Genomic DNA, 26,556 nt, shown 5'->3' with positions numbered 1-26,556 from the left:
CGACTGACGTGACCTCGAAGTGGCCGCGCCGGCAACGCCCGCCGAGAAAAGCAAAAACCACTACAAATCCTGTGCATTACCCCTCAGTGCAGAGTAACGTTCCCGCTGATGCGCGAATCGCGCCTTCAACAGCACATGACAGGAGACAGGTGTGCTCGACCGTTTGGGAATCCGCAGCCGCGTCCTGCTGCTGGCCTTGCTGCCCGCCAGCCTGATGGCCCTGGTGCTGGGCAGTTACTTCACCTGGCTGCAACAGAGCGATCTGCGCACGCAGCTGCTGCAGCGCGGCAAGATGATCGCCGAACAGCTGGCACCGCTGGCGGCACCGGCCCTCGCCCGCCAGGCCCCGGCGCAACTGGAGCGCATCGCCGCCCAGGCCCTGGAGCAGACCGATGTGCGCGCCGTCGCGTTCCTCGCCGCCGACCGCACGCGCCTGGCCCACGCCGGCCCCAGCATGCTCAACCAGCCGCCCAGCGGCGGCACTGGCACGCAGTTGCTGCAACGCACGGGCAACGACGCCACCCGCTACCTGATGCCGGTGTTCGGCCATCACCGCGACCTGGCCACCGACGCCGTGCCCGCCGAAGCCGAGCGCCTGCTCGGCTGGGTGGAGATCGAGCTGTCCCACGACGGCACCCTGCTGCGCGGCTACCGCAACCTGTTCACCAGCCTGCTGCTGATCCTCGCCTGCCTGAGCCTGACCGCGTTGCTGGCCCTGCGCATGAGCCGCACCATCAACAACCCGATCAACCGCATCAAGCACGCGGTCAACCAGCTCAAGGACGGCCACCTGGACGAGCGCCTGCCGGCCATGGGCAGCCACGAGCTCGACGAGCTGGCCGCCGGCATCAACCGCATGGCCGAGACCCTGCACAGCGCCCACGAAGAGCTGCAGCACAGCATCGACCAGGCCACCGAGGACGTGCGCCAGAACCTGGAGACCATCGAGATCCAGAACATCGAGCTGGACATGGCGCGCAAGGAGGCCCTCGAGGCCAGCCGCATCAAGTCCGAGTTCCTCGCCAACATGAGCCACGAGATCCGCACCCCGCTCAACGGCATCCTCGGCTTCACCCACCTGTTGCAGAAGAGCGAGCTGACCCCGCGCCAGCTCGACTACCTCGGCACCATCGAGAAGTCCGCCGACAACCTGCTGGGGATCATCAACGAGATCCTCGACTTCTCCAAGATCGAGGCCGGCAAGCTGGTGCTCGACAGCATCCCGCTGAACCTGCGCGACCTGATCCAGGACACCCTGACCATCCTTGCCCCGGCCGCCCACGCCAAGCAGCTGGAACTGCTCAGCCTGGTCTACCGCGACACGCCGCTGTCGCTGGTGGGCGATCCGCTGCGGCTCAAACAGATCCTCACCAACCTGGTGAGCAACGCCATCAAGTTCACCCGCGAAGGCACCATCGTCGTGCGCGCCATGCTCGAGGACGAGCAGGAAGACAGCGTGCAGCTGCGCATCAGTGTGCAGGACACCGGCATCGGCCTCTCGCCCCAGGATGTGCGCACCCTGTTCCAGGCCTTCAGCCAGGCCGACAACTCGCTGTCGCGCCAGCCCGGCGGTACCGGTCTGGGGCTGGTGATCTCCAAGCGCCTGATCGAGCAGATGGGTGGCGAGATCGGCGTCGACAGCACGCCAGGCGAAGGCTCGCAGTTCTGGATCAGCCTCAACCTGCCCAAGGCTCACGACGACGCCGAGGAACAACCCGCCCAGGCCCTGCTCGGCCGCCGCGTGGCCATCGTCGACGGCCACGACCTGGCGCGCCAGGCGCTGGAGCACCAACTGGAGGACTGCGGCCTGGCGGTCAGCGTGTTCGCCTCCTGCGACCAGCTGCTGCAAGGCGTGCAGGCCGCCAGCCAGGCCGGGCAGCCGTTCGAGTTCGCCGTGCTCGGGGTCAACCTGGGCAGCCTGGCGCCGGAACAGCTGGGCCAGTACCACCAACAGCTCGAGCGCCTCGGCTGCCAGTGCGTGGTGCTCTGTCCGACCACCGAGCAGCCGCTCTACCACCCTTACCTGCCCAATGCCCATGGCCAACTGCTGGCCAAGCCGACCTGCACCCGCAAGCTGCGCCGCCTGCTGCTGGAACTGGTGCAGCCGCGCCGCCCGGTGTGCGAGCAGCGCAACCACGGTGGCCAGCGCATGCCGAAGATCCTCTGCGTCGACGACAACCCGGCCAACCTGCTGCTGGTGCAGACCCTGCTCGAAGGCATGGGCGCCGAGGTGCTGGCGGTGGACAATGGCTACGGCGCAGTGCAGGCCGTGCAGGACGAACCGTTCGACCTGGTGCTGATGGATGTACAGATGCCCGGCATGGATGGCCGCGCCTGCACCGAGCAGATCCGCCAGTGGGAAAGCAGCCAGAGCGGCCCGCCCCTGCCGATCGTGGCCCTCACCGCCCACGCCATGGCCAACGAAAAACGCGCCCTGCTGCACAGCGGCATGGACGACTACCTGACCAAGCCGATCAGCGAGCGCCAGCTGTCCCAGGTGGTGATGAAGTGGACCGGCCTGAGCCTGGGCTCACCGCCACCGGAACGCGCCAGCGAACGCCTGGCCGACAGCAGCGAGCTGAAGGTGCTCGACCCGGAGGAAGGCCTGCGCCTGGCGGCCGGCAAGCCGGACCTGGCGGCGGATATGCTGGCCATGCTGCTGGCCTCGCTGGAATCCGACCGCGAAGCCATCCGGGCCGCGCGCAATGCCGCCGACCGCACGGCGATGATCGAGCGCGTGCACCGGCTCAACGGCGCCTCGCGCTATTGCGGCGTGCCGCAGTTGCGTGCGGCCTGCCAGCGCAGCGAAACCTTGCTCAAACAGGACAGCCCCCAAGCGTTGCAGGCGCTGGACGAACTGGACCAGGCCATCAACCGACTGGCCGAGCAGGCGCGCCAGAGCGCGTAGGAGACACAGGTCAACGCCACAACCAGCCATATGGCTAGACTGGTGGCATTTAAGATAGGACTCAGACCATGCGCGCCCTGTTGTTCAGCAGCCAGCACTACGACCAGGAAAGTTTCACCCGCGCCGCCAGTGCGGGCAGCGTGGAGCTGCACTACCAGCCCACCCGCCTGACCCTCGACACCGCGCCCCTGGCCCAGGGCTTCGAGGTGGTCTGCGCCTTCATCAACGACGAGCTCGACGCCCCGGTACTGGAGCGCCTGGCCACCGGCGGCACGCGCCTGATCGCCCTGCGCTCGGCCGGCTACAACCATGTCGACCTGGCTGCGGCACAGCGCCTGGGCCTGACTGTGGTCCGCGTCCCGGCCTACTCGCCCCACGCCGTCGCCGAGCACGCCGTGGCCCTGATCCTGGCCCTCAACCGCCGCTTGCACCGGGCCTACAACCGTACCCGCGAAGGCGATTTCACCCTGCACGGCCTGACCGGCTTCGACCTGCACGGCAAGACCGTCGGCGTGGTCGGCACCGGCCAGATCGGCACCGCCTTCGCCCGCATCATGGCCGGCTTCGGCTGCCAGCTGCTGGCCTACGACCCCTACCCCAACCCCGAGCTGGTCGCCCTCGGCGCCCGCTACCTGGAACTGCCCGAGCTGCTGCGCCAGGCACGCATCATCAGCCTGCACTGCCCGCTGACCGAGCACACCCGCCACCTGATCAACGCCCAGAGCCTGGCCCAGCTGCAGCCTGGCGCCATGCTGATCAACACCGGCCGTGGCGCGCTGGTCGACACCCCGGCGCTGATCGACGCGCTCAAGAGCGGCCAGCTCGGCTACCTGGGGCTGGATGTGTATGAAGAGGAGGCGCAGCTGTTCTTCGAGGACCGTTCCGACCTGCCGCTGCAGGACGACGTGCTGGCACGCCTGCTGACCTTCCCCAACGTGATCGTCACCGCCCACCAGGCCTTCCTCACCCGCGAGGCTTTGGACGCCATCGCCGCGACCACCCTGGACAACATCAACCGCTGGGCGGCAGGCAATCCGCACAATCTTGTAAACGGTTGATGCTAGGATACGCGGCAATTTTGGAGGACCCATGGTCGAACACGATTTCCGCTACACCCTTTTCAACCCGCAACACACCCTGATCGAGTGCCGCGCGCTGGTGCCGGGCCGCTACCAGGTCACCGGCAACGGCGGCTCGATCCAGAAAGGCGACGTCCTGCTGGTCACCCTCAAGGGCAGCAAGGACCTGTCCATGCGCCTGACCGTCGAGACCGTGCGCCACCTGATCAACCCGCACGGCCAGTGGGTCGCCGTGGCCCAGGGCCCGGCGTTCAACGAGCTGGAAATCCTCAACTGGCAGGTCAAGTGCGACAGCTGCGACGCGGTGCTGGACTTCGAGTTCGCCAACGACGCCAAGCTGGGCAAGAAGGGCCAGGCCCCGGCCGCCAGCGCGCGTATCCAGGAACTGGGCTGGGCGAGCAAGGGCGACAAGCACCTGTGCCCGCAGTGCCGGGAGCGTGGTTGAGTGAAACAGCTGCTGACCGGCGCGCTGATCGCCTGCGGCCTGATGGGCTGCGCCGCACAACCCTCGAAGCTGCAGCAGGAGCAGAGCTACGTACTGGAGTGGATCGGTGAGCGCCCGCTGATCGACTACAGCCACCTGACGCTGACCCTGGCCAACGATGGTCGCGCCTACGGCAACGGCGGCTGCAACCACTGGTTCGCGCCCTACACGCTGGATGGCGAGCGCATCAGCTTCGGCAAGGTCGGCAAGACCCGCAAGCTGTGCGCGCCGGCGCTGATGGACCAGGAGAAACGCTTCCTGCAGGCGCTGGAAACGGTGCAGCGCTGGGATGTGTCGCCGATCGAGCAGATCCGTTTCTGGCCGGTCGAGGGCAAGCCGCTGCGGTTCTGGCCTGAGGAAGGCTGAAGTATCCTGGGGCCGCTGCGCGGCCCCAAGATCGATCAGGCGCCGCCTTTCAAAGCCCTGATCTTCGCCTGCAGCCCTTCGAGCGTCTGCTCGCCCATCAGCTGCTCACGCACCTTGCCCTTGTCGTCGATGATGTAGGTCACCGGCAGCGCCTCGCTGCGCGGCAGCTCGTAACGCTCGGCCGGGTCCTGGGCCAGCACGGTGAAACCGATGCCCAGGGTATCGGCGGCGGCTTTCAGGTCCGGCCCCTGCAGACCATCGAAGTTCACCCCCACCACGCGAATGCCCTGGGCCTCCCACTGCTTGGCGGCGGCATTGAGTTCAGGGATTTCCGTGCGGCACGGGCCACACCATTCGGCCCAGTAGTTGAGCACCAGCCAGTGCCCGTCGATCTGTTCGGCCTTTACCGTGTTGCCGTGCTGGTCCACGCCGTAGTCCGCACCGCAGCCGCCGAGCAACAGGCTCGCGGTGATGGCCAGTGCAGCTGCCAAACGCCTTGCCATGGGTCAATCCTTCTCGAAGTTTTCAAGCATTGAAGTCGGTCGCTGCGGTTAGAATAGCCGCCACACCCAGCTGGATGCGACCCGTCATGACCGATCTGACCCTCTATCATAACCCGCGCTGCTCGAAATCCCGCGGCGCCCTGGAACTGCTCGAGGCACGCGGCCTGGCGCCGACCATCGTGCGCTACCTCGAGACCCCGCCGGACGCCGCCACCCTCGAACAGCTGCTCGCCAAGCTGGGCATCGGCGCGCGCCAGCTGCTGCGCACCGGCGAAGACGAATACAAGGCCCTGGACCTGGCCAACCCGGCCCTGAGCGACGCCCAGCTGATCAAGGCCATGGCCGAGCATCCCAAGCTGATCGAGCGCCCGATCCTGGTGGCCGGTGACAAGGCCGTGGTCGGCCGCCCACCGGAGAAGGTTCTGGAGATCCTGCCGTGAGCGAACCCTACATCCTGGTGCTGTACTACAGCCGCCACGGCTCAACCAGCGAGATGGCCCGGCATATCGCCCGCGGCGTCGAGATGGCCGGCCTGGAGGCGCGCCTGCGCACCGTGCCGGCGATCTCCACCGAGTGCGAGGCCGTGGCCCCGGACATCCCGGCCAGCGGCGCGCTGTACGCCACCCTCGATGACCTGCGCCATTGCGCGGGCCTGGCCATGGGCAGCCCGACCCGCTTCGGCAACATGGCCGCGCCGCTCAAGTACTTCCTCGACGGCACCAGCAGCCTGTGGCTGGGCGGCGAGCTGGTGGGCAAGCCGGCGGCGGTGTTCACCTCCACCGCCAGCCTGCACGGCGGCCAGGAGACCACCCTGCTGTCGATGCTGCTGCCGCTGATGCACCACGGCATGCTGGTCACCGGCCTGCCCTACAGCGAATCGGCGCTGCTGGAAACCCGTGGCGGCGGCACGCCGTACGGCGCCAGCCACCATGCTGGCGCCGACGGCAAGCGTGAGCTGGACCCGCACGAGATCACCCTGTGCCGCGCGCTCGGGCAGCGCCTGGCGAAGACGGCCAAGGCCCTGGGTGGCGAACGTGGCTAGAAAGCCCAAGGTCTTGCCGCCACTGGACTGGCTGGCCCCGCGGGTGCGCTTTACCCGTGCCCTGAGCCTGGCCTGCTTTTTCGGCCTGATCGCCCTGCTGGTGGTGAACAACCTGTGGTTCGCCGACCTGCACGGGGCGCGGGTCGAGGTGATCATGGCCATCGAGCTGATCCCCCTGCTGCTCTTGCTGCCGGGCATGCTGACGGGCAGCGCTCGGGCGCATGCCTGGGCCTGCTTCGTGGTGAACATCTACTTCATCAAGGGCGTGCTGGCGGCGTTCGATCCGGCGCGGGCGCTGTTCGGCTGGGTCGAAGTGCTGGTGAGCCTGGGGTTGTTCGTCAGCGGGTTGCTGTTTGTGCGTTGGAAGTTCCAGCAGGAGCGACGCCTGGCGGGTGAAGGAAGCTGAACGCAATCGCGGGGCAAGTCGCATCGGCGCACCGCCGCTCCCACGCCCATTCCCGCAATTGGGGACAGGGCGTGGGAGCGGGCTTGCCCCGCGATTGCATTGCAACTGATCTCAATGGTTAACGGTATGCGCCAGCATCACCGACAACTGGCACAGCGGCCGGCCGCTCTCTGCATGCCACTGGTTGAACGCCTGCTGCACCAGCGCCAGGTCACGCTGACTGGTCGGAGGCTTGTCGATGATCTTCTGCGCGATCAGCGCCGCCGCCATGTCGTCGGTAGGAATGAAGGTATCCTTGCCGACCATCCGCAGGAACCGCGGCGCCGATAACCCGCCCAGCTGGTTGCCATGCTTGGCCAGGTACTTCCACAGCCCGACGATATCGGTCTCTGGCCAGTCGGCGATGAACGCGCCGAAACTGCCCTTCTCCTTCGCCACATCCAGCACCATCTGGGCATTGCGCGGCACGCTCTTGAGCTTGCCCAGGTGGCGGATGATGCGCTCGTCGTGCATCAGCCGCTCCAGGTGCTCGGCGCCCATCAGCACCACCTTCTGCGGATCGAAACCGAAGAACACCTGCTCGAACGCCGGCCACTTGGCGTCCACCAGGCTGTGCTTGAGCCCGGCGCGGAATACACGCAGGGCCAGGGTCGACAGGTAGCGGTCGTCAGGGATGTCGCGCAGCTGCGCGGGCGTGCGCGGCTGCGGCAGGAAGGCTTCCAGCGCCTGGGCCGAACAGAAGCGGTTCAGGCAGTACTCGTGCAGCCACTGATAGTCGCGCATGGGCTCAGATGTTCAGCACGTCGAGGAAACGCGGGGTGGCGCTCTCGTCGATCTTCAGGCTGGTGAAATCGAACAGGTTGCGGTCGGCCAGCTGCGACGGCGCGACATTCTGCAGGGCGCGGAAGATGCTCTCGGTACGGCCCGGGTGCTTGCGCTCCCACTCCACCAGCATGTCCTTGACCACCTGGCGCTGCAGGTTCTCCTGCGAGCCGCACAGGTTGCACGGGATGATCGGGAATTCCTTCATGTCCGAATAGGCCTGGATGTCCTTCTCGCTGCAGTAGGCCAGCGGGCGGATCACCACGTTGCGGCCATCATCGGCGCGCAACTTCGGCGGCATGCCCTTGAGCGCGCCGTTGAAGAACATGTTGAGGAAGAAGGTCTCGACGATGTCGTCGCGGTGGTGACCCAGGGCCATCTTGGTCGCGCCGATCTCGTCGGCGAAGGTGTACAGGGTGCCGCGACGCAGGCGCGAGCACAGCGAGCAGGTGGTCTTGCCCTCGGGTACCAGCTCCTTGACCACCGAGTAGGTGTCCTTCTCGACGATGTGGTACTCGACGCCCAGCTCTTTCAGATAAGCCGGCAGCACGTGCTCGGGGAAGCCTGGCTGCTTCTGGTCCATGTTCACCGCGACGATGTCGAACTTGATCGGCGCCACCTTCTGCAAGTGCAACAGAACGTCGAGCATGGTGTAGCTGTCCTTGCCGCCAGACAGGCAGACCATGACCTTGTCGCCATCCTCGATCATGTTGTAGTCGGTGATGGCTTCGCCGGCGAGACGACGCAGGCGTTTTTGCAGTTTGTTCTGGTTGACCGAGAGGGTGCCCATAGCGCTTGGATCCGCGAGGTGTGACAAAAGCCGGCTATTTTACGCACAAACCGCACGGCGCAGTAGGTGAATCCGATAAAGACTTCAAGGGAATCAGCACCGGGCCTGACAGCGCAATTTGCTCTAAAAACCCGGTTTTATGCGGGGAACGGCTTCCTATACTGCGACATAAGGCCACATGACCGCAGCAATCGGTGTTCCTGGCCTCGGGTCACAGGCGCTCCATCTGGGGGGCGTTTGGCAACGACGATAGGAGTGACCAGTATGATTCATCACGTTGTAGGGTTGTTCACCCACCCTGACCAGGAGTGGCGGGAGATCCGTGGCGAGGAAGAAAGCATCAGCCACATGTACCTGACGCACACGCTGATCCTGGCGGCGATCCCCGCCGTCTCGGCGTTCATCGGCACCACCCAGGTCGGCTGGGTGATCGGCGAGCGGCCGGCGGTGATGCTGACCATGGAAAGCGCGCTGTGGATGAGCATCATGTCGTACCTGGCGATGCTCGCCGGGGTCGCGGTGATGGGCGCCTTCATCCACTGGATGGCACGCACCTACGACGCCAACCCGAGCATGGCGCAGTGCATCGCCTTCGCCACCTACACCGCCACCCCGCTGTTCATCGGCGGACTCGCGGCGCTGTACCCGCACCTCTGGCTGGGCATGCTGATCGGCACGGCGGCCATCTGCTACACCGTGTACCTGTTGTATGTCGGCTTGCCGACGTTCATGAACATACCGTCGGATGAAGGCTTCCTGTTCTCCAGCTCGGTGCTGGCGGTGGGCCTGGTGGTACTGGTGGCGATCATGGCCGCGACCGTGATCATCTGGGGACTGGGCGTGGGGCCCGTCTACACCAACTGAACGCATACCTATCAGATCCAACCAACACTGGGGCATCACCCGAGGCCGCCGCAAGGCGGCTTCGTTTCGTGTGCCTGACCGGCGGCTCGGCAGCCGGCCTGTGCCTGCGGCATAATGCCCGGTCAGGAGAACTACCCCGCCATGCCCGAGCTGCTCAGACAACGCGTCGAAACCTGTTACCAGCAAGCCGAAACCTTCTTCAAACGCCCTTTTCCGCGCCCGCAGGTCAGCTTCAAGCTGCGCGGCCAGAAAGCCGGTGTCGCCCACCTGCACGAGAACCTGCTGCGCTTCAACCTGCAGCTGTACCGCGAGAACCAGGAAGACTTCCTGCGCCAGACCGTGGCCCATGAGGTCGCTCATCTGGTGGCTCACCAGCTGTTCGGCGAGCGCATCCAGGCCCATGGCGAAGAGTGGCAGCTGATCATGCGCGGGGTGTACGAACTGCCGCCGAACCGTTGCCACAACTATGAAGTGCAGCGGCGGGTGGCGACGCGCTATATCTACCGCTGCCCATGCCCGGAGAGCGATTTTCCGTTCACCGCCCAGCGGCATAAGCTGGTGCGCCAGGGCCGGCGGTATCTGTGCCGGCGGTGTCGGGAGATTCTGGTTTACAGCGGCGAGACCCGCGTCGAGTGAAAGATCGCATTCGCGGGTAAACCCGCTCCCACAGGTACCCCACCGGCCTGAAGGCAGCATTTTTCCTGTGGGAGCGGGTTTACCCGCGAAAGGGCCGGCACTGACAGCACAGAACTCCCGGCACAAAAAAGGCGACCCGAGGGTCGCCTTCTTCATTTCACACCGCGATCAACGCGCCGGGCCTTCGGCCACGCCCAGGTCGTCAGTCGGACGGGTGTCGACCAGCGGCGAGCCGCCGGACGCCAGTTCCGCCTGCAGGGTGTCGGTGTCCAGCTCCTTGACCCACTTGGCCACGACCACGGTGGCCACGGCGTTGCCGATCAGGTTGGTCAGGGCGCGGGCTTCGGACATGAAGCGGTCGATACCCAGGATCAGCGCCAGGCCCGCCACCGGCAGGTGGCCGACGGCCGACAGGGTCGCGGCCAGCACGATGAAGCCGGAACCTGTGACGCCCGCAGCACCTTTGGAGGCCACCAGCAGCACCAGCAGCAGGGTGATCTGGTGGGTGATGTCCATGGTGGTGTCGGTGGCCTGGGCGATGAACACCGCGGCCATGGTCAGGTAGATCGAGGTACCGTCCAGGTTGAACGAGTAGCCGGTCGGGATCACCAGGCCAACCACGGATTTCTTCGCGCCCAGGCGCTCCATCTTGGCCAGCATGCGCGGCAGGGCCGATTCGGAGGACGAGGTGCCCAGCACGATCAGCAGTTCTTCACGGATGTAGCGGATCAGCTTGATCACGCTGAAGCCATGGGCGCGGCAGATACCGCCCAGCACCACCAGGATGAACAGCACGCAGGTGATGTAGAAGCACGCCATCAGGTAGCCCAGCTGCACCAGCGAACCCACGCCGTACTGGCCGATGGTGAAGGCCATGGCACCGAAGGCGCCGATCGGGGCCAGCTTCATGATCATGTTGATGATGTTGAACATGACATGGGCGAAGCGATCGATCAGGTCCAGCACCGGCTTGCCGTAGCTGCCCAGGCGGTGCAGGGCGAAGCCGAACAGCACCGAGAACATCAGCACTTGCAGGATGTCGCCGTTGGCGAAGGCGCCGACCACGGTGTTGGGGATGACGTTGAGCAGGAAGCCCACGGTGGTCTGCTGCGCGCCGGCGGCGGCGTAAGCGGCCACGCTGCTGGCGTTCAGGGTGCTGACGTCGACGTGCATGCCGGCGCCCGGCTGGACCACGTTGACCACGACCAGGCCGATGATCAGGGCGATGGTGGAGACGATCTCGAAGTACAGCAGCGCGTAACCGCCGGTCTTGCCGACCGATTTCATGCTCTGCATGCCGGCGATGCCGCTGACCACGGTGCAGAAGATGATCGGGGCGATGACCATCTTGATCAACTTGACGAAGCCGTCACCCAGGGGTTTGAGGGCTACGCCGGTTTCCGGGTAGTAGTGGCCGAGCAGGATACCGATGGTGATGGCGACGATCACCTGGACATACAGCGATTTGTACAGCGGCTGACGAGTCGTCATGGCTAGTTTTTCCTCAAGTGGGCCGGCGCATCCTTCCCAGGATGTCGGGGCACCTGAATCGCGAACCCTCCTGTACCCGGAGGGATTTGTCGTTGTGGGCGAGTGCCTGGGCAGGCCTCTGCCAGCTGAATAGCAAGGGCGATGCCAAAGTGCCCACTTGAGGTGCACAGCCAATGATTACAGGGTGTGAATGCCCCGGGACGGGGCGAAGAACCACGTAGGAAATGGCGGATTTCCGCCCGATGGCGGAAATCGTACAGGGTGGGTTGGCGGGAATCCGCCTCAGAGGTAATCAGTGGGACTTCCCGGTGGGAGCGGGCTTGCCCCGCGATGAGGACCGCGCCGGATGGCACCGGCTTCACCGGTATCGCGGGGCTGGCCCGCTCCCACGCACCGCCCCCCTGCACTGGAAAGGCAGAATCAATCGAGTCGGAAAGCGATGCGGAACGCAGCCCCGCCCAACGGCGAATCGCCCAAACTCAGCTCGGCGTCATAGCTGTCGATGATGTCCTTGACCACCGCCAGCCCGATCCCCTGCCCCGGGTGCTGGCGGTCCAGCCGCTCGCCGCGCTCGAGAATCCGCTCGCGTTGATCCGGCGGCACGCCCGGCCCGTCGTCCTCGACGCACAGCTGCAGCAGCCCCGGCGACTGCTGCAGGCTGACCCGCACCTGCCCCAGGCATAACCGGTAGGCGTTTTCCAGCAGGTTGCCCAAGAGCTCCAGCAAGGCGCCCTGCTCCATCGGCACCCGCGCCAGGGCCGGGATGTCGAGGCTGACCTCGACGCGCTTGTCGCGATAGACCTTGGCCAAGGTGCTGCACAGGCTGTCGAGCAACGGCCTGAGCTCGACCTGGTGGCGGACCAGGCCGCTCTTGCGCAGGCTGGCGCGCTGCAGCTGGTAGTCGATCTGCTGGCTCATGCGCTCGATCTGGCTCTGCAGCACCCGTGCCTGTTCGCGGTCGCCCTGCTCCATGCTCTCGCCAACCCCCTGCAGCACCGCCAGCGGGGTCTTGAGGCTGTGGGCCAGGTCGTCGAGCGAGTCGCGGTAGCGCTGGCGCTGCTCACGCTCGCTGCGCAGCAGGCGGTTGAGGGAGCCGGTCAGGCGCAGCAGTTCGCGCGGGTGCTCACGACTGAGCCCGTCCCGCGCCCCGCTCTCCACGTCGTCGAGTTCGGAACTGAGCCGGCGCAATGAACGCAGCCCCCAGGTCAGGCCGGCCCAGAGCAGCACCATCAGCGCCAGCAGCGCCGCGCCGAAGCCCAGGTAGAGCTTCTCGCGCAGGCCGTTGAGAGTGTCCTGGTACTCACGCACCGGCTGCAGCGCGACGATACTGAACGCCGCGCTCTTGCCACCGAGCAGCTTGACCTCGACGTCGTAGACGAAGAACTCGTCGCCGTCGTCCTGGTGAATGCGGGCGAACTCGTTGCCGCGCCCGTCATAACGAGGGTGATAGTTGATATTGCGGTTGCGGGTGGCCCGCGACTGCCACACCAACGTGCCCTGGCGGTCGAAGATGTAGCCGAGCAGGCCGGTGTAAGGCAGGTTGTAGCGTTCGTCCGGCAGCAGCGCCGGCATCTGCAGCTGGCCGCGCTCGATGCGCGCGGCCGAGATCAGGGTGGTCACGTCCGAAGCCAGGCGCTGCTCGATCGACTCCTGCAACGCCAGGCTGAAGGCCTTCTGCAAGGCCGGCAGCAGCGCCAGCATGAACAGCAGCGCCAGCAACGCCGCCGCCAGCATCAGGCGCACTCGCAGCGAACGGATCATCGGCAGCGCTCGGTGAACAGGTAGCCCAGGCCGCGCACGGTGTCGATCGGTTTGAAGCCGTTGTCGCCCTCGAGCTTGCGGCGCAGGCGGCCGACCAGCACCTCGATGACGTTCGGGTCGCGCTCCTCGTCGTCGGGGTACAGCTGCTCCATCAGCCGGTCCTTGGCCACCACCTGCTGGTGATGACGCATGAGGTATTCGAGGATGCGGTATTCGTAGGCGGTCAGCGCCAGCGGCTGCTCGTCCAGGGTCGCCTGCTTGCGGTTGAGGTCGAGCACCAGCGGCCCGGCGGCAATGGTCGACTGGGTGAAGCCGCTGGAGCGGCGCAGCAAGGCGTTCAGGCGGGCCTCCAGCTCTTCGAACTGGAACGGTTTGACCACATAGTCGTCGGCGCCGGCGGCCAGGCCCTCGACCTTGTCCTGCCAGTTGCCGCGGGCGGTGAGGATGAGGATCGGGAAGGTCTGGCCGAGGCTGCGCAGCTGGCGGATCAGGTCCAGCCCGCTCATGCCCGGCAGGCCCAGGTCGATCACCGCCAGGTCGTGGTTGTACTGCTCGGCCTGGTACAAGGCTTCTTCCGCGTTGGCCACCGCCTGCACCACATGGCCGCCTTCGCCGAGGCGGGTGAACAGGTGATGACGCAGCAGCGCCTCGTCCTCGACCACCAGCAATTTCATGTGGATCTCCTTTCAATAGGGAATGCCTGTACCGGCCTCATCGCGGGGCAAGCCCGCTCCCACGGGTCATGCAGAGGCCGGTACAGGATAACAGCGACCTCAGAACTTGTAGGTAGCCGCCAGGTAGGTCTGCGCGCTGCTGGTCAGGCGCAGGGTACCGTCCTTCGGCCCGCCGTGGGCGCCGATCTCGGTGGCGGCGTTGCTGCGCAGGTAACGGTAGCCCAGCTCCACCGAGGTGTTGTCGGTGACTTCCTGGATCACACCGGCCTGCAGGCCGACGGCGTAACCGTAGTCGGTGTCGCGGCGGGCGCCCGGCGAATCCTGGGTCAGCTTGGTCATGCCCAGGCTGCCGCCGCCGAACAGCTTGGTGGTATCGCCCACCGGCAGGAACAGGTCGTAGCTGCCCAGCAGGTTCTCCTGGCGCAGCTTGACGCCGCTGTGATCGCCCGAGACGTTGTCGTAGGTGATGTAGTAGCGGCCCTGGTCGTTGATCTTGCCCAGGCGCGCGCCCCAGGTGCTGTCCTTGCCGATGATGCCGTCGGCGTTCAGGCCGTCGGTGTTGCGTTGCAGCAGGCCGGACTTGCGGACTTTGTCGCTGGTCTGGCCGTAGGTCAGGCTGGCGAAGTTGTCATCGGCCTGGGCAACGCTGGTGAGGCCGGCGGCGCAAACGGCCATGGCGGCAATCAGGGTGTTGAGGGTTTTCATGATTCAGGTACTCCGGGTTGGATGCGTTGTTGCTGTCTGGGGGCTAGAGTAGGGAGGGCGCCCTGAACCCCTGCTGAACCCGGCCTGAACCTTGGCTGAACGAACCGAAGAAGGAGCTCGACCATGCGTACCCTGCTTGCCCTGGCCTTGTTGTGCAGCGCCAGCCTTGCCCAGGCGGCGGTGCAGACCCGCGAGATTCCCTACCAGGATGCCGACGGCAACCGCCTGATCGGCTACTACGCCTACGACGACGCTATCGAAGGCAAGCGCCCGGGCGTGGTGGTGGTGCATGAATGGTGGGGGCTGAACGACTACGCCAAGCGCCGCGCCCGCGACCTCGCGGCGCTGGGCTACAACGCCCTGGCCATCGACATGTACGGCGACGGCAAGAACACCGAGCACCCCGCCGACGCCCAGGCGTTCATGGCGGCGGCGATGAAGGATCCGAAAGCCGCTGCCCGGCGCTTCGATGCCGGGCTTGAGCTGTTGAAGATCCAGCCCAACACCAACAAGCACCAATTGGCGGCCATCGGTTACTGCTTTGGCGGCAAGGTGGTACTGGATGCGGCGCGCCGGGGCGAGAAACTCGATGGCGTAGTGAGCTTCCATGGCGCGCTGGTGACCCAGACCCCGGCCAAGCCCGGGGTGATCCGGGCGAAGATCCTGGTGGAGCACGGCGAGGCCGATAGCATGGTTACCCCGGAGCAGGTGACGGCGTTCAAGGCGGAGATGGATGCGGCCAAGGCCGACTACAAGTTCGTCGGGATTCCGGGGGCAAAGCATGGGTTTACCAACCCGGATGCGGATCGGTTGGGGCATGGGGGGCATGGCGGACCGGATATCGGGTATGACAAGGCGGCTGACGAGAGCTCTTGGAAGGATATGCAGGCGTTCTTGAAAACCGCGTTTGACTGAAGGCCTCATCGCGGGGCAAGCCCGCTCCCACGCCGGAAAACAACGCCATTCGTGGGAGCGGGCTTGCCCAGCGATGACGCTCCGGTGATTTGCGCCAGCTATCGCGACTGGCACAATATCGACCATGAACAGACTCCCCACCTGCTGCGCCCCGCTCCAGCACCACTGGCCCCTGCCCCGCCCGGTCCCCGGCGCGGTGCTGGTCAGCTGCGCCTTCGACCCGGCCCGCCTGGCCGCCGACGACTTCCAGCGCGCCGGCGTCGAGCAGACCGCCAGCCTGCAACGCTCGGTGGCCAAGCGCCAGGCCGAGTACCTGGCCGGCCGGGTCTGCGCCCGCGAGGCGCTGCGGATTCTCGACGGTCGCAGCTACGTTCCCGCCCCGCATGAAGACCGCTCGCCCATCTGGCCCGCCGGCATCCACGGCTCGATCACCCACGGCCAAGGCTGGGCCGCCGCCGTAGTCTCGGCCGACGGCCAATGCCGTGGCCTGGGCCTGGACCAGGAAACCCTGCTCAGCGAAGAGCGCGCCGAACGCCTGGCCGGGGAAATCCTCACCCCCGCCGAACTGGAGCGCCTGGACCGCAGCCAGCAGGCGCTGGCCGTGACCCTGACCTTCTCGCTCAAGGAAAGCCTGTTCAAGACCCTCTATCCGCTCACCAAACAGCGCTTCTATTTCGAACACGCCGAGCTGCTGGCCTGGTCCGCCGACGGCCATGCCCGCCTGCGCCTGCTCACCGACTTGTCGGCCGAGTGGCACCACGGCGTCGAACTCGATGGCCAGTTCTGCCTGCAGGACGGCCATCTGCTCAGCTTGATCAGCGTCTAGTCGCGCGGCTGCTCACGCGGCCAGCTCAGGCTGAAACACGCCCCGCCCAACTGCTCGCTGTGCCCTACCAGGGCACGGCCGCCGTGCCAGTAAATGATCCGTCGCACGATCGACAGCCCCAATCCATGCCCGCCCGAGGCCCGGGTGCGGCTGTCGTCGAGGCGGGTGAACGGGGTGAAGATGCGGTGCCACACCCCTTCGGGAATCCCGGGGCCGTCATCCTCCACATCGATGCGACAACGCTGCTGGCCGATCTGGTAGCTCAGGCGCACTTCCGATTCGGCATGGCGCATGGCATTGCGCACCAGGTTCTGCAGCGCCCGGTGCAGGTAGCGCGGCTCGGCCTCGACCCGGGCGTCGCCGCCGTCGAGCCCGTGGCACACCCCACGCACCACCCGCACCTCGGCCCGCAGCGGTGCCAGCTCCTCGATCACGCGCGCCAGCAGCTCGTCCAGGTCCACCACCTGGAAATGCAGGGCCGGCGCGCCCTGCTCCAGGCGGGCGTAGGTCAGCATCTCGTCGACCAGCTTGTCCAGGTCCTGGATATCGCCGTCCATGCCGGCCAGGTGCTTGGCCCTGGCCTCGTCGGTGCTGGCGCTCTCGATCATCTCCAGGCCGAAGCGCAGCCGCGCCACCGGCGTGCGCAATTCGTGGGACACCGCCCGCACCAACTCGCGCTGCATGGTCAATGAGCGCTGCAGGTGTTCGGCCATGCCGTTGAAGGCCTCGGCCAGGCGCCCCACCGAGTCGGCGTCGCCGGCCGGCACGCGGGTATCGAGGCTGCCCTGGGCGATGCGCGTGGCCGCCACCTCCAGGCCCGACACGCGCCGCTCCAGCTGGCGCACCAGCAGATAGACCACCAGGCCGATCAGGCACAGGCCGAGGAAGGCGATCAGGATCAGCAACTGCGGCGGATAGGGGTTGAGCTGATACAGCGGGCCAATCTCCAGCACCCAGGGCGAGCCGGACAGCCCCGCGAACACGCGGATCGAATCGCCGTCCCGGCCCAGGGCCATCACCGTGTCGCCCTCTTCCACCCGACGGCGCTGGTCGTCGTCCAGGGCGGCGCGCTCGATGCGCTGCAGGGCGATGTCGAAGCCGAAGCCCTTGCTCTGGCGCAGTTGCGCCAGGCGCGCCTGCTGCTCGGTCACCGGGTAGCGCACCAGCTCGTCGGCCAACAGATAAAGGGTAGCGCGGGCCAGCTGCTCGCTGATCTGCTTGACCTCGGCCACCAGCAGCAGGTCTTCGTGGCCGACCCGACGCAACACCCGGGCGGCATGCGGGCCGGTCTTTTCCACCACCACCAGGTCGCGGTACAGCCGCGCCCGCTGCCCACCGTCGAGGGTGAACGCCGACAGCGGCTGCAGGTCCAGCGGCACGCCGAGCAGGCGCTCCCAGATCACCAGCGAACGGGTGCGCTCCACCGCGTTCTGCTGCGCCAGGTTGTCGGCCATCAGGCTGAAGGTGCCCTGGGCCAGACGCTCGCGGTGCTGGCCGGCGCGGATCTCGTTCAGCAGGTGCAGGCTGAGCACGCCGAGCACGGCCACCAGCACCAGCACTGCGAGCATGCCGCCATAGATGCGCAGGAAGATCGAATTCATGGCGCCTCGCCGACAAACAGGTAACCCTTGCTGCGCAGGGTCTTGATCAGCCGTGGGGTGATCGGGTCGTCGCCGATCTTGGGGCGGATCTTGGAAATGCGCACATCGATGGAGCGGTCCTGGCCGTCGTAGCCGACGCCGCGCAGCGAGGTGAAGATCTCCTCGCGGGACAGCACCCGCCCGGCATTGCTGGCCAGCAGCCAGAGCAGGTCGAACTCGGCGCCGGTCAGCTCGATCAGCTGGCCGCTCAGGCGCGCCTCACGCTGGCGGCTGTCTATATGCAGCGGGCCGAAGGTCAGTTCCTGGCGCCGCTCCGGGGCCTCGCTGCGGCGCAACAGGGCGTTGATGCGCGCCAGCAGCACGCGTGGGCGCACCGGCTTGCACACATAGTCGTCGGCGCCCAGGTCCAGGCCCTGGATCTGGTCCAGCTCGTCGCTGCGGGCGGTGAGCATGAGGATCGGGCCGGCGTACTGACCACGCACCCGGCGGCAGATGCTCAGGCCGTCCTCGCCGGGCAGCATCAGGTCGAGGATCACCAGGTCCGGCTGGCTGTCGATGATGCGCCGGGCGGCACGGCCGCCATCGCCCTCCACCGCCACCTCGAAGCCGTTGGCCTGGAGGTACTCGGCAGTGAGCTCGGCGAGGCGCTGGTCGTCCTCGACGATGAGGATGCGGTTGATTGGCTGGTCCATGGCCTTACCCTTCTTCTGGTTTTTGTCGGGCCTTGCGGTTGGCTGTAGCGGCCTCATCGCGGGGCAAGCCCGCTCCCACGCTGAATACATAACCATGCGTGGGAGCGGGCTTGCCCCGCGATGCGGCCAGTACAACCCTTTGATTCCAGCGAAAATCCACCTTCACCAAAGCGCAACATCAGCCCCGGATACTACGTCCCGCCCCCACCCCTGCCAACCACCCAGAACGCCCCACGACTGAACCGTTTTTTGTGATAGGGTGCGCGCCCGAAAAAATCTGCGCGGCGACATAGCACAGACAAAAAATAGTGCAAACCTCTTGGGACAAGGGCTACAGCGAATACCCACGGATCACTCACAAAGTACCCACAAGTTATCCACAGGCGCTCACCTTGCAAAGCCCCCGAGACCGCATTATCTTGTATCCCTATCGCAGCGAACCACTAGATATTGGGTTTCGCGCAAAATCACAAACACAAGTCGCCAGGCAAATTCAAGCGAATTTACCGACTGAACTTAACGTGATTTCAACAGCCAAACCGCTCCTGCGGAGGGCGACCGAGGCAAGCCGCAGACGGCCTTGTTCGGGTATGAGTGTTGCAGGCAGTGCCTCCCACTCATCAGCAACAGATTTTGGGTACGCCCAGAACCTTTGACTTCGGCCAGGGAGCGGCAGGTTATTGCCCCTTATTCCTGAGTCTGTCCCGAAGTCGGTAAGCCCGAGCGGGCGTATGCGCGTGCATGACGCCTCCCCGCCCGGGCCATCGAGCAAGTGGACGGAACGGTGGGCGCCCCAACAAGGCGCCTGAACAAACTAGAAACTGTGGAGACACCCACCCATGCAAACCGACACAACTCGCGAGAACCCGCAGGCCAAGGCGCCGCAGGCCGAATCCAACCAGGATCTGGCTGCCACCGCCCCCGGCCAACTGCGCGTGATCAAGCGCAACGGTACTGTCGTCCCCTACACCGACGACAAGATCACCGTTGCCATCACCAAGGCGTTCCTCGCAGTTGAAGGCGGCACCGCCGCCGCCTCGTCGCGCATCCACGACACCGTCGCGCGCCTGACCGAGCAGGTCACCGCCACGTTCAAGCGTCGCATGCCATCGGGTGGCACCATCCACATCGAAGAAATCCAGGACCAGGTCGAACTGGCCCTGATGCGCGCCGGCGAGCAGAAAGTCGCCCGCGACTACGTGATCTACCGCGACCAGCGTGCAAAAGAGCGCGCCACTCGCTCCAATGCCGACGCCGTGGTCGAGCCGCACCCGAGCATCCGCATCACCCTGGCCGACGGCAGCCTGGCGCCTCTGGACATGGCCCGCCTGAACACCATCATCAGCGAAGCCTGCGAAGGCCTGGCCGAAGTCGATGGCGACCTGATTCAGCGCGAAACCCTGAAGAACCTGTACGACGGCGTGGCCCTGAAGGACGTCAACACCGCCCTGGTGATGACCGCCCGTACCCTGGTCGAGCGCGAGCCGAACTACTCGTTCGTCACCGCCCGCCTGCTGATGGACACCCTGCGCGCCGAAGGCCTGGGCTTCCTGAACGTCGCCGACAGCGCCACCCACCACGAGATGGCCGACCTGTACGCCAAGGCCCTGCCGGCCTACGTCGAGAAAGGCGTCGAGTTCGAACTGCTCGACCCGGCGCTGAAAGGCTACGACCTGGAGCGCATGGGCAAGGCGATCAACCACGAGCGCGACCAGCAGTTCACCTACCTGGGCCTGCAGACCCTGTACGACCGCTACTTCATCCACAAGGATGGCGTGCGCTTCGAGCTGCCGCAGGTGTTCTTCATGCGTGTGGCCATGGGCCTGGCGCTGGAAGAGAAAGATAAAGAAGCCCGTGCGATCGAGTTCTACAACCTGTTGTCGTCCTTCGACTACATGGCCTCGACCCCGACCCTGTTCAACGCCGGTACCCTGCGTCCGCAGCTGTCCAGCTGCTACCTGACCACCGTGCCGGACGACCTGTCGGGCATCTACCACGCGATCCACGACAACGCCATGCTGTCGAAATTCGCCGGCGGCCTGGGCAACGACTGGACCCCGGTGCGCGCCTTGGGCTCGTACATCAAGGGCACCAACGGCAAGTCGCAAGGCGTCGTGCCGTTCCTGAAAGTGGTCAACGACACCGCCGTCGCCGTGAACCAGGGTGGCAAGCGCAAGGGCGCCGTGTGTGCCTACCTGGAAACCTGGCACCTCGACATCGAAGAATTCATCGAGCTGCGCAAGAACACCGGTGATGACCGTCGTCGTACCCACGACATGAACACCGCCAACTGGATCCCTGACCTGTTCATGAAGCGCGTCTTCGATGACGGCAAGTGGACCCTGTTCTCGCCATCGGAAGTGCCTGATCTGCACGACCTGACCGGCAAGGCCTTCGAAGAGCGCTACGAGTACTACGAAGCCCTGACCGAGTACAACAAGATCAAGGTGTTCAAGACCATCCAGGCCAAAGACCTGTGGCGCAAGATGCTGTCGATGCTGTTCGAGACCGGCCACCCATGGCTGACCTTCAAGGACCCGTGCAACCTGCGCAGCCCGCAGCAGCACGTGGGCGTGGTCCACAGCTCGAACCTGTGCACCGAGATCACCCTGAACACCAACAAGGACGAGATCGCGGTCTGCAACCTGGGCTCGATCAACCTGCCGAACCACATCAATGACGGCAAGCTGGACACTGCCAAGCTGCAACGCACCGTGAACACCGCCGTGCGCATGCTCGACAACGTGATCGACATCAACTACTACTCGGTGCCGCAAGCGCGTAACTCGAACTTCAAGCACCGCCCGGTCGGCCTGGGCATCATGGGCTTCCAGGACGCGCTGTACCTGCAGCACATCCCGTACGGCTCCGATGCTGCCGTCGAGTTCGCCGACAAGTCGATGGAAGCGGTCAGCTACTACGCGATCCAGGCTTCCTGCGACCTGGCCGACGAGCGCGGCGCCTACGAGACCTTCCAGGGTTCGCTGTGGTCCAAGGGCATCCTGCCGCTGGACAGCCAGCAGATCCTGATCGAGGCCCGTGGCCAGAAGTACATCGACGTCGACCTGACCGAGAGCCTGGACTGGGCACCGGTGCGCGAGCGCGTGCAAAAAGGTATTCGTAACTCGAACATCATGGCCATCGCGCCGACCGCGACCATCGCCAACATCACCGGCGTGTCGCAGTCCATCGAGCCGACCTACCAGAACCTGTACGTGAAATCGAACCTGTCGGGCGAATTCACCGTGATCAACCCGTACCTGGTCCGCGATCTGAAAGCCCGTGGCCTGTGGGACTCGGTGATGATCAACGACCTGAAGTACTACGACGGTTCGGTTCAGCAGATCGAGCGTATCCCGCAAGAGCTGAAGGACCTGTACGCCACCGCGTTCGAAGTCGAGACCAAGTGGATCGTCGACGCCGCCTCCCGTCGCCAGAAGTGGATCGACCAGGCCCAGTCGCTGAACCTGTACATCGCCGGCGCTTCGGGCAAGAAGCTGGACGTGACCTACCGCATGGCCTGGTACCGTGGTCTGAAGACCACCTACTACCTCCGTGCCCTGGCCGCGACCAGCACCGAGAAGTCGACCATCAACACCGGCAAGCTCAACGCCGTGTCGAGCGGCGGCGACAGCGCCCCGGTCCAGGCCGCGGGCCCTGCCCCGGTACCGAAGGCCTGCGCCATCGACGAGCCGGATTGCGAAGCCTGCCAATAAGGCCTTCGCAGCGCTGAGCTGAACATGCCGCCTCAATCGCCCTCACGGGTGGCTGAGGCGGCATTTTTTTGCGCCCCGACATCCCCCTGCGGGAGCGGTGCGTGGGAACGGCACGTGGGAGCGGGCTTGCCCCGCGATAGGGCCCCTACAGGCAATACACCCCCTAGGCCCTGACCAAGATCAAAACACCATATGTAGCGCCAAACAAAAAAAATCCTACTACATATAGGATCTAATCCCATTTAGGGCTAGACTCTTACCCCGTGACGAACCACCGGTATCCAGTGAACGGAAGCACGTAATGCAGGTCGAAAATTTACCGCCCTGCGCCCCCTGCGCCGCCCCGATCCAAAGTGATTTCCGGTATACTTCGCGGCCCCAAAAAGGGATGAGCCAATGATCGACTGCGTGAAGCAAGCCCCCCGGGGCCACACCGCAGGTTTTATCGTTGCCGTACAGCTTCCAGGTGCCCTGCCCCCTCGCCCGAGTGCAGGCCAGGCGCCGACCCGAACACCTTCAAACGTGACGAGAGCCCGCTCTCACTGCCTGCCGCAGCGCCCGTTGGCGTCGCGCCGTACAGGCATCACTTCAAAATCCAACCGGTTGCCCCGCGCAACCCTCTAGCAGGAGCCAGGACCATGCTGAGCTGGGACGAATTCGACAAAGAAGACGGTGAAGTCGCCGCCAAAGGCAACACCCCCGCGCAGGCCGCAGCCGCCACCACCCTCGACAAGCTCGACAGCGCCGGCGGTGCCGCCGCCCTGGAAGCCCGTGCTGCCACCGCCGCCGACTCCGACGCCGTCAAGCGTGCCAAGGCTGCGCTGGACGCCCTGGACATCGCGGAAGGCCTGGCCGAGCTGGAAGGCTCCTCGGCCCGCGTCGCGGTCGATGAAAAGCGCATGATCAACTGCCGCGCCGACCTCAACCAGCTGGTCCCGTTCAAGTACGACTGGGCCTGGCAGAAGTACCTCGACGGCTGCGCCAACCACTGGATGCCGCAAGAGGTCAACATGACCGCCGACATCGCCCTGTGGAAGAGCATGGACGGCCTGACCGAAGACGAGCGCCGCATCGTGATGCGCAACCTCGGCTTCTTCTCCACCGCCGACTCCCTGGTGGCCAACAACCTGGCCCTGGCCGTGTACCGCCTGATCACCAACCCGGAGTGCCGCCAGTACATCCTGCGCCAGGCCTTCGAAGAGGCGATCCACACCCACGCCTACCAGTACTGCATCGAGTCGCTGGGCATGGATGAAGGCGAGATCTTCAACATGTACCACGAGATCCCGTCGGTCGCGAAAAAAGCCGCCTGGGGCCTGAAGTACACCCGCGCCATCTCGGACCCGGAGTTCAACACCGGCACCGTCGAAACCGACAAAGAGCTGCTGCGCAACCTGATCGCCTACTACTGCGTCCTGGAAGGCATCTTCTTCTACTGCGGCTTCACCCAGATCCTGTCCATGGGCCGCCGCAACAAGATGACCGGCGTCGCCGAGCAGTTCCAGTACATCCTGCGCGACGAGTCCATGCACCTGAACTTCGGCATCGACGTGATCAACCAGATCAAGATCGAGAACCCGCACCTGTGGGATGCCGCGATGAAGGAAGAGGCTACCCAGATGATCCTGCAGGGTACCCAGCTGGAGATCGAATACGCCCGTGACACCATGCCACGCGGCGTGCTGGGCATGAACGCGGCGATGATGGAGGACTACCTCAAGTTCATTGCCAACCGTCGACTGACCCAGATTGGTCTGAAGGAAGAGTATCCGGGGACTACCAACCCGTTCCCTTGGATGAGCGAGATCATGGACTTGAAGAAGGAGAAGAACTTCTTTGAGACTCGGGTGATTGAGTATCAGACTGGTGGGGCGTTGAGCTGGGATTAAGAAAAAGGGCTGCTATATGCAGCCCTTTTTTTCAACTAAAGAAAGCACATCCAAAACAGAGCGACAACACAAACAATCCAATAAAAATTCACAAGAAGGCTCCAACCATGAGAAAGCCTAGAGTATTTATCGCGTCCTCTGTCGAGGGAATGAATGTCGCTAACGCAGTAAATGAAAGCTTAGATTACGATGTAGAGCTAGTACACTGGAAAGATAGCTTCAAGCTATCATCATATTCAGTAGACGATTTGATGGAGAAATCCAGAACTGTTGATTTCGCGATTTTTATTTTCACTCCAGATGACGTTTCAACGATAAGAGCGCAGGTTCACGCAGTTGCACGAGACAACGTACTTTTTGAGCTTGGACTCTTCATTGGCAGCTTGAGCAGAGAGCGTTGTTTCATCGTCAAACCTCGTGGAGTTGAAATGCACTTCCCCACGGACTTGATTGGTTTGACACCAGCTGATTTTGATGGGAACAGATCAGATGGTGATTTGACACAAGCAGTCAATGCACCGTGCATTAAAATAAAAAAGGAAATTTCCCGCCTTGGTTTAGCGTCCGAAGACAAAGACATAATAAAAGCCAGAGTCAAAAAAACCGGATTCAACTACAACATCGGAATACCAGAAAGAAAACCACTACTAACAATATTCGAAAAATGTATCCATTTAACGGAAGGTGTCCCATCAGGAGAGCTTTTCACTCTAAAAAACGAGAGTGAATTCCTCTCTATAGCTGCAATAAAACTAGAGCGCCTAGGACTAATTGAAAAGGCAATACATGCCGACAACAACTGGGAGTACTACACCTATTCAGTTACCGCCGACGGAATAGATTACATACTTACTAATGAAGAGGAAATCAAATCTTCGCGAAGCAGTAATCCGACTTCACCGCCCGCCCCACCTCATAGCTTTGACGACGACATACCATTTTAAAACTCTTCAGCTTGACGGGCATTAACTAAATGCCCGCCCGCCAAACGAGAAGTACATTTCAGAAAAAGACAACACCGGAATTTAAAGAATTTTCCCACACAAAAAAAATAATCGCCTAGCGACACTAAATATTATACTTATTTCTCAGCGCTTAAGAACGCTCACGCAGCGGATTCCCGTTCCCGTTAGAAACGGCTCTCCTGATTCTGGAAGGCCAATCATGGACAACCATTTCTGCTCCACCCTCTTCACCCGCCACAACCGCCCCCTCCACACCCTCTGGCTCGAATCCCAAGCCTGGTTCTGCGCCCACGAACTCGGCCGGATGACCGGGCGCTTCTTCGACGAACACTGCATCCGCAAGCTTGACCCAGACCAGCACCGCACCGTGCAGCTGCTGCGCTACGGCCAGTACGGCGAGACCACCATGGTCAGCGAGTCCGGTGCCTATACCCTGCTGGCCCATCATCACATTCCGGAAAACCGCCACCTGCGCCACTGGCTGACCCATGAGGTAGTGGCGGTGCTGCGCGATGGGCAGGACTCGGCGCTGGAAGACCTGCCGCGCCTGGGCAGGATGTGCTGGCCGGGTGGGCATACGGCGAGTCTGTTGTATTGGCAGAGTGAACCTTGGGTACGAATGCGGGATATGCCGGTGGTGATGGCGGCAGAGAGGCCCATGGTGGTGCCCGAGCGGCGCAAGTTGAGCTGGAAGGAATGTGCGCAGCGGGCGTTGCGGTTGCATGGGGTGGGGGATTGACCAGCTGGAGGCTTCAACCCAAGCCGATGAGAAGGCAAGCGTGTCGGTAGCGCAGGCGATTGCCAGCCACATTCGTTATCTGGCCCGAGGCAAGCCGTTCTCTGTTCAACACTTCACGAAGTTCGGATCACGCTCCGCCGTGGACAAGGCTCTGGCCCGCCTTGTCCGGGCGGGCGCCTTGGAGCGGGTGGCGCGAGGTGTGTACATGCGCCCAAAGTGCAGCCCCTATGTGGGCAAGGTGCGACCGGGACCTGTCACCGTGATGATGGCAATGGCCAAGGCACGCGGCGAGATCATCCAAGTGCATGGGGCCGAAGCAGTTCGATGGTTCAGGCTCAGCACGCAGGTTCAGGTGCGGCCGATGTACTACACCAGTGGCTCCAGTCGTAATCTACGGGTAGGTGATGCGGTCATCCACTTGCGGCATGTATCAGCGGATAAGTTGCAATGTGCGAGTAGTCAGGCCGGCTTGGCGCTGTGTGCGCTTTTTTATATCGGCAGACGCGAACTGACGGGCGCGATGGTTCAGACGATTCTATCCAGGCTCGATACCGGGGAGACAGAGAGATTGATGCGCTGCAGGATGCCTCGGTGGATGCGCAAGATGGTGGATGGGGCGTATGGATAGGTAACGCCCGCCTCAGCCCGAGGAAAGGGCTGAAACGAGCTGTGCGCATTGCTG

25 protein-coding genes are annotated in these 26,556 nt (G+C 64.2%); 16 read left to right on the top strand and 9 right to left on the bottom strand.

Features of this window, described 5'->3' with window-relative positions; translation table 11 throughout:
• Positions 1-151 precede the first annotated feature (151 nt).
• The 4 genes from HU735_RS05590 (at position 152) to HU735_RS05575 (ending at position 4,837) form a co-directional block, all read left to right on the top strand.
• Positions 152-2,908: a response regulator gene (locus HU735_RS05590; RefSeq protein ID WP_186712738.1), complete on the top strand. Its 2,757-nt coding sequence runs from the start codon at positions 152-154 to the stop codon at positions 2,906-2,908.
• Between the two features lie 68 nt (positions 2,909-2,976).
• Positions 2,977-3,966, top strand: coding sequence for a 2-hydroxyacid dehydrogenase (locus HU735_RS05585; protein WP_186712737.1), 990 nt, complete (start codon positions 2,977-2,979; stop codon positions 3,964-3,966).
• A gap of 31 nt (positions 3,967-3,997) precedes the next feature.
• Positions 3,998-4,432: a hypothetical protein gene (locus HU735_RS05580; RefSeq protein WP_028690922.1), complete on the top strand. Its 435-nt coding sequence runs from the start codon at positions 3,998-4,000 to the stop codon at positions 4,430-4,432.
• Positions 4,433-4,837: an META domain-containing protein gene (locus HU735_RS05575; protein WP_186712736.1), complete on the top strand. Its 405-nt coding sequence runs from the start codon at positions 4,433-4,435 to the stop codon at positions 4,835-4,837. It begins immediately after the preceding gene.
• A 35-nt stretch (positions 4,838-4,872) separates the two neighbouring features.
• Here HU735_RS05575 and HU735_RS05570 read toward each other — a convergent pair whose 3' ends face one another.
• A complete protein-coding gene (locus HU735_RS05570) occupies positions 4,873-5,340 on the bottom strand; it encodes a TlpA disulfide reductase family protein (RefSeq protein WP_028690924.1) in 468 nt (155 codons plus the stop codon).
• Positions 5,341-5,426: 86 nt separating this feature from the next.
• Here HU735_RS05570 and arsC point away from each other — a divergent pair, with 86 nt between their 5' ends.
• From arsC to HU735_RS05555, 3 genes are read left to right on the top strand one after another with little or no spacing between them, the layout of a single operon-like run.
• On the top strand, positions 5,427-5,780 hold the full coding sequence (gene arsC, locus HU735_RS05565; RefSeq protein WP_050704526.1) for an arsenate reductase (glutaredoxin): 354 nt from the start codon (positions 5,427-5,429) through the stop codon (positions 5,778-5,780).
• The gene (wrbA, locus tag HU735_RS05560) at positions 5,777-6,382 is read left to right on the top strand and encodes an NAD(P)H:quinone oxidoreductase (protein ID WP_050704525.1); all 606 of its coding nucleotides are present in this window, start codon (positions 5,777-5,779) and stop codon (positions 6,380-6,382) included. The genes arsC and wrbA overlap by 4 nt, the downstream gene beginning before the upstream one ends.
• Entirely contained in the window at positions 6,375-6,788 is a 414-nt protein-coding gene (locus HU735_RS05555; protein ID WP_186712735.1) for a DUF2069 domain-containing protein, read from the top strand. The genes wrbA and HU735_RS05555 overlap by 8 nt, the downstream gene beginning before the upstream one ends.
• A gap of 111 nt (positions 6,789-6,899) precedes the next feature.
• Here the strand turns inward: HU735_RS05555 and HU735_RS05550 are convergent, their stop codons facing one another.
• Together HU735_RS05550 and ttcA are read right to left on the bottom strand one after the other, a co-directional pair.
• Positions 6,900-7,571 carry a DNA-3-methyladenine glycosylase I gene (locus HU735_RS05550; protein ID WP_186712734.1) on the bottom strand — a complete coding sequence of 224 codons (672 nt, stop codon included), beginning with the start codon at positions 7,569-7,571 and terminating at the stop codon, positions 6,900-6,902.
• A gap of 4 nt (positions 7,572-7,575) precedes the next feature.
• Entirely contained in the window at positions 7,576-8,400 is an 825-nt protein-coding gene (ttcA, locus tag HU735_RS05545) for a tRNA 2-thiocytidine(32) synthetase TtcA (RefSeq protein ID WP_011532643.1), read from the bottom strand.
• 264 nt (positions 8,401-8,664) lie between these two features.
• Between ttcA and HU735_RS05540 the strand changes: the two genes are divergently transcribed.
• Both HU735_RS05540 and HU735_RS05535 read left to right on the top strand, forming a co-directional pair.
• Positions 8,665-9,264 (top strand): Yip1 family protein, encoded by a 600-nt coding sequence (locus HU735_RS05540; protein ID WP_028690929.1) that lies wholly within the window; start codon positions 8,665-8,667, stop codon positions 9,262-9,264.
• A 141-nt stretch (positions 9,265-9,405) separates the two neighbouring features.
• Positions 9,406-9,900, top strand: coding sequence for a SprT family zinc-dependent metalloprotease (locus HU735_RS05535; protein ID WP_096048527.1), 495 nt, complete (start codon positions 9,406-9,408; stop codon positions 9,898-9,900).
• A gap of 168 nt (positions 9,901-10,068) precedes the next feature.
• Here the strand turns inward: HU735_RS05535 and HU735_RS05530 are convergent, their stop codons facing one another.
• From HU735_RS05530 to HU735_RS05515, 4 genes are all read right to left on the bottom strand, one after another.
• Positions 10,069-11,391, bottom strand: coding sequence for a dicarboxylate/amino acid:cation symporter (locus HU735_RS05530; protein WP_028690931.1), 1,323 nt, complete (start codon positions 11,389-11,391; stop codon positions 10,069-10,071).
• Between the two features lie 420 nt (positions 11,392-11,811).
• On the bottom strand, positions 11,812-13,152 hold the full coding sequence (locus tag HU735_RS05525; protein ID WP_186712733.1) for an ATP-binding protein: 1,341 nt from the start codon (positions 13,150-13,152) through the stop codon (positions 11,812-11,814).
• Complete coding sequence (locus tag HU735_RS05520; RefSeq protein WP_028690933.1) at positions 13,149-13,826, bottom strand: response regulator; 678 nt, start codon at positions 13,824-13,826, stop codon at positions 13,149-13,151. The genes HU735_RS05525 and HU735_RS05520 overlap by 4 nt, the downstream gene beginning before the upstream one ends.
• A gap of 99 nt (positions 13,827-13,925) precedes the next feature.
• Positions 13,926-14,531: an outer membrane beta-barrel protein gene (locus tag HU735_RS05515; protein WP_050704272.1), complete on the bottom strand. Its 606-nt coding sequence runs from the start codon at positions 14,529-14,531 to the stop codon at positions 13,926-13,928.
• 123 nt (positions 14,532-14,654) lie between these two features.
• Here HU735_RS05515 and HU735_RS05510 point away from each other — a divergent pair, with 123 nt between their 5' ends.
• Together HU735_RS05510 and HU735_RS05505 are read left to right on the top strand one after the other, a co-directional pair.
• On the top strand, positions 14,655-15,446 hold the full coding sequence (locus HU735_RS05510) for a dienelactone hydrolase family protein (protein ID WP_186712732.1): 792 nt from the start codon (positions 14,655-14,657) through the stop codon (positions 15,444-15,446).
• A gap of 124 nt (positions 15,447-15,570) precedes the next feature.
• Positions 15,571-16,272 carry a 4'-phosphopantetheinyl transferase superfamily protein gene (locus HU735_RS05505; protein WP_186712731.1) on the top strand — a complete coding sequence of 234 codons (702 nt, stop codon included), beginning with the start codon at positions 15,571-15,573 and terminating at the stop codon, positions 16,270-16,272.
• Here HU735_RS05505 and HU735_RS05500 read toward each other — a convergent pair.
• Together HU735_RS05500 and HU735_RS05495 are read right to left on the bottom strand one after the other, a co-directional pair.
• Entirely contained in the window at positions 16,269-17,873 is a 1,605-nt protein-coding gene (locus HU735_RS05500; protein WP_186712730.1) for an ATP-binding protein, read from the bottom strand. The two genes, HU735_RS05505 and HU735_RS05500, sit on opposite strands and share 4 nt — an antisense overlap.
• Complete coding sequence (locus tag HU735_RS05495; RefSeq protein ID WP_028690938.1) at positions 17,870-18,565, bottom strand: response regulator; 696 nt, start codon at positions 18,563-18,565, stop codon at positions 17,870-17,872. The genes HU735_RS05500 and HU735_RS05495 overlap by 4 nt, the downstream gene beginning before the upstream one ends.
• 839 nt (positions 18,566-19,404) lie before the next feature.
• On the opposite strand from HU735_RS05495, the gene HU735_RS05490 reads away from it, so the two are divergent.
• From HU735_RS05490 to HU735_RS05470, 5 genes are all read left to right on the top strand, one after another.
• Positions 19,405-22,281 (top strand): ribonucleoside-diphosphate reductase subunit alpha, encoded by a 2,877-nt coding sequence (locus tag HU735_RS05490; protein ID WP_186712729.1) that lies wholly within the window; start codon positions 19,405-19,407, stop codon positions 22,279-22,281.
• 638 nt (positions 22,282-22,919) lie between these two features.
• Positions 22,920-24,170, top strand: coding sequence for a ribonucleotide-diphosphate reductase subunit beta (locus tag HU735_RS05485; RefSeq protein WP_050704266.1), 1,251 nt, complete (start codon positions 22,920-22,922; stop codon positions 24,168-24,170).
• Between the two features lie 107 nt (positions 24,171-24,277).
• The gene (locus tag HU735_RS05480) at positions 24,278-25,114 is read left to right on the top strand and encodes a nucleotide-binding protein (protein WP_186712728.1); all 837 of its coding nucleotides are present in this window, start codon (positions 24,278-24,280) and stop codon (positions 25,112-25,114) included.
• A 220-nt stretch (positions 25,115-25,334) separates the two neighbouring features.
• A complete protein-coding gene (locus HU735_RS05475) occupies positions 25,335-25,874 on the top strand; it encodes a Bro-N domain-containing protein (protein WP_186712727.1) in 540 nt (179 codons plus the stop codon).
• Positions 25,875-25,914: 40 nt separating this feature from the next.
• Entirely contained in the window at positions 25,915-26,502 is a 588-nt protein-coding gene (locus HU735_RS05470) for a DUF6088 family protein (RefSeq protein WP_186712726.1), read from the top strand.
• Positions 26,503-26,556 lie beyond the last annotated feature (54 nt).

This window comes from Pseudomonas sp. BW16M2, from assembly GCF_014268865.1.
GTDB classification, from domain to species: Bacteria; Pseudomonadota; Gammaproteobacteria; order Pseudomonadales; family Pseudomonadaceae; genus Aquipseudomonas; species Aquipseudomonas peradeniyensis.
The sequence above is the reverse complement of the archived record's forward strand: the minus strand, read 5'-3'. Positions and strand labels throughout refer to the sequence as shown.

Excerpts from the sequence above, each read along its gene's own strand:
- HU735_RS05570 (WP_028690924.1), bottom strand. The coding sequence starts at position 5,340 with ATGGCAAGGCGTTTGGCAGCTGCACTGGCCATCACCGCGAGCCTGTTG.
- HU735_RS05525 (WP_186712733.1), bottom strand. The coding sequence starts at position 13,152 with ATGATCCGTTCGCTGCGAGTGCGCCTGATGCTGGCGGCGGCGTTGCTG.
- HU735_RS05550 (WP_186712734.1), bottom strand. The coding sequence starts at position 7,571 with ATGCGCGACTATCAGTGGCTGCACGAGTACTGCCTGAACCGCTTCTGT.
- HU735_RS05530 (WP_028690931.1), bottom strand. The coding sequence starts at position 11,391 with ATGACGACTCGTCAGCCGCTGTACAAATCGCTGTATGTCCAGGTGATC.
- HU735_RS05505 (WP_186712731.1), top strand. The coding sequence starts at position 15,571 with ATGAACAGACTCCCCACCTGCTGCGCCCCGCTCCAGCACCACTGGCCC.
- HU735_RS05485 (WP_050704266.1), top strand. The coding sequence starts at position 22,920 with ATGCTGAGCTGGGACGAATTCGACAAAGAAGACGGTGAAGTCGCCGCC.
- HU735_RS05535 (WP_096048527.1), top strand. The coding sequence starts at position 9,406 with ATGCCCGAGCTGCTCAGACAACGCGTCGAAACCTGTTACCAGCAAGCC.
- HU735_RS05475 (WP_186712727.1), top strand. The coding sequence starts at position 25,335 with ATGGACAACCATTTCTGCTCCACCCTCTTCACCCGCCACAACCGCCCC.
- HU735_RS05585 (WP_186712737.1), top strand. The coding sequence starts at position 2,977 with ATGCGCGCCCTGTTGTTCAGCAGCCAGCACTACGACCAGGAAAGTTTC.
- ttcA (WP_011532643.1), bottom strand. The coding sequence starts at position 8,400 with ATGGGCACCCTCTCGGTCAACCAGAACAAACTGCAAAAACGCCTGCGT.
- HU735_RS05495 (WP_028690938.1), bottom strand. The coding sequence starts at position 18,565 with ATGGACCAGCCAATCAACCGCATCCTCATCGTCGAGGACGACCAGCGC.
- HU735_RS05540 (WP_028690929.1), top strand. The coding sequence starts at position 8,665 with ATGATTCATCACGTTGTAGGGTTGTTCACCCACCCTGACCAGGAGTGG.
- HU735_RS05510 (WP_186712732.1), top strand. The coding sequence starts at position 14,655 with ATGCGTACCCTGCTTGCCCTGGCCTTGTTGTGCAGCGCCAGCCTTGCC.
- arsC (WP_050704526.1), top strand. The coding sequence starts at position 5,427 with ATGACCGATCTGACCCTCTATCATAACCCGCGCTGCTCGAAATCCCGC.
- HU735_RS05500 (WP_186712730.1), bottom strand. The coding sequence starts at position 17,873 with ATGAATTCGATCTTCCTGCGCATCTATGGCGGCATGCTCGCAGTGCTG.
- HU735_RS05490 (WP_186712729.1), top strand. The coding sequence starts at position 19,405 with ATGCAAACCGACACAACTCGCGAGAACCCGCAGGCCAAGGCGCCGCAG.
- HU735_RS05515 (WP_050704272.1), bottom strand. The coding sequence starts at position 14,531 with ATGAAAACCCTCAACACCCTGATTGCCGCCATGGCCGTTTGCGCCGCC.
- HU735_RS05580 (WP_028690922.1), top strand. The coding sequence starts at position 3,998 with ATGGTCGAACACGATTTCCGCTACACCCTTTTCAACCCGCAACACACC.
- HU735_RS05480 (WP_186712728.1), top strand. The coding sequence starts at position 24,278 with ATGAGAAAGCCTAGAGTATTTATCGCGTCCTCTGTCGAGGGAATGAAT.
- HU735_RS05520 (WP_028690933.1), bottom strand. The coding sequence starts at position 13,826 with ATGAAATTGCTGGTGGTCGAGGACGAGGCGCTGCTGCGTCATCACCTG.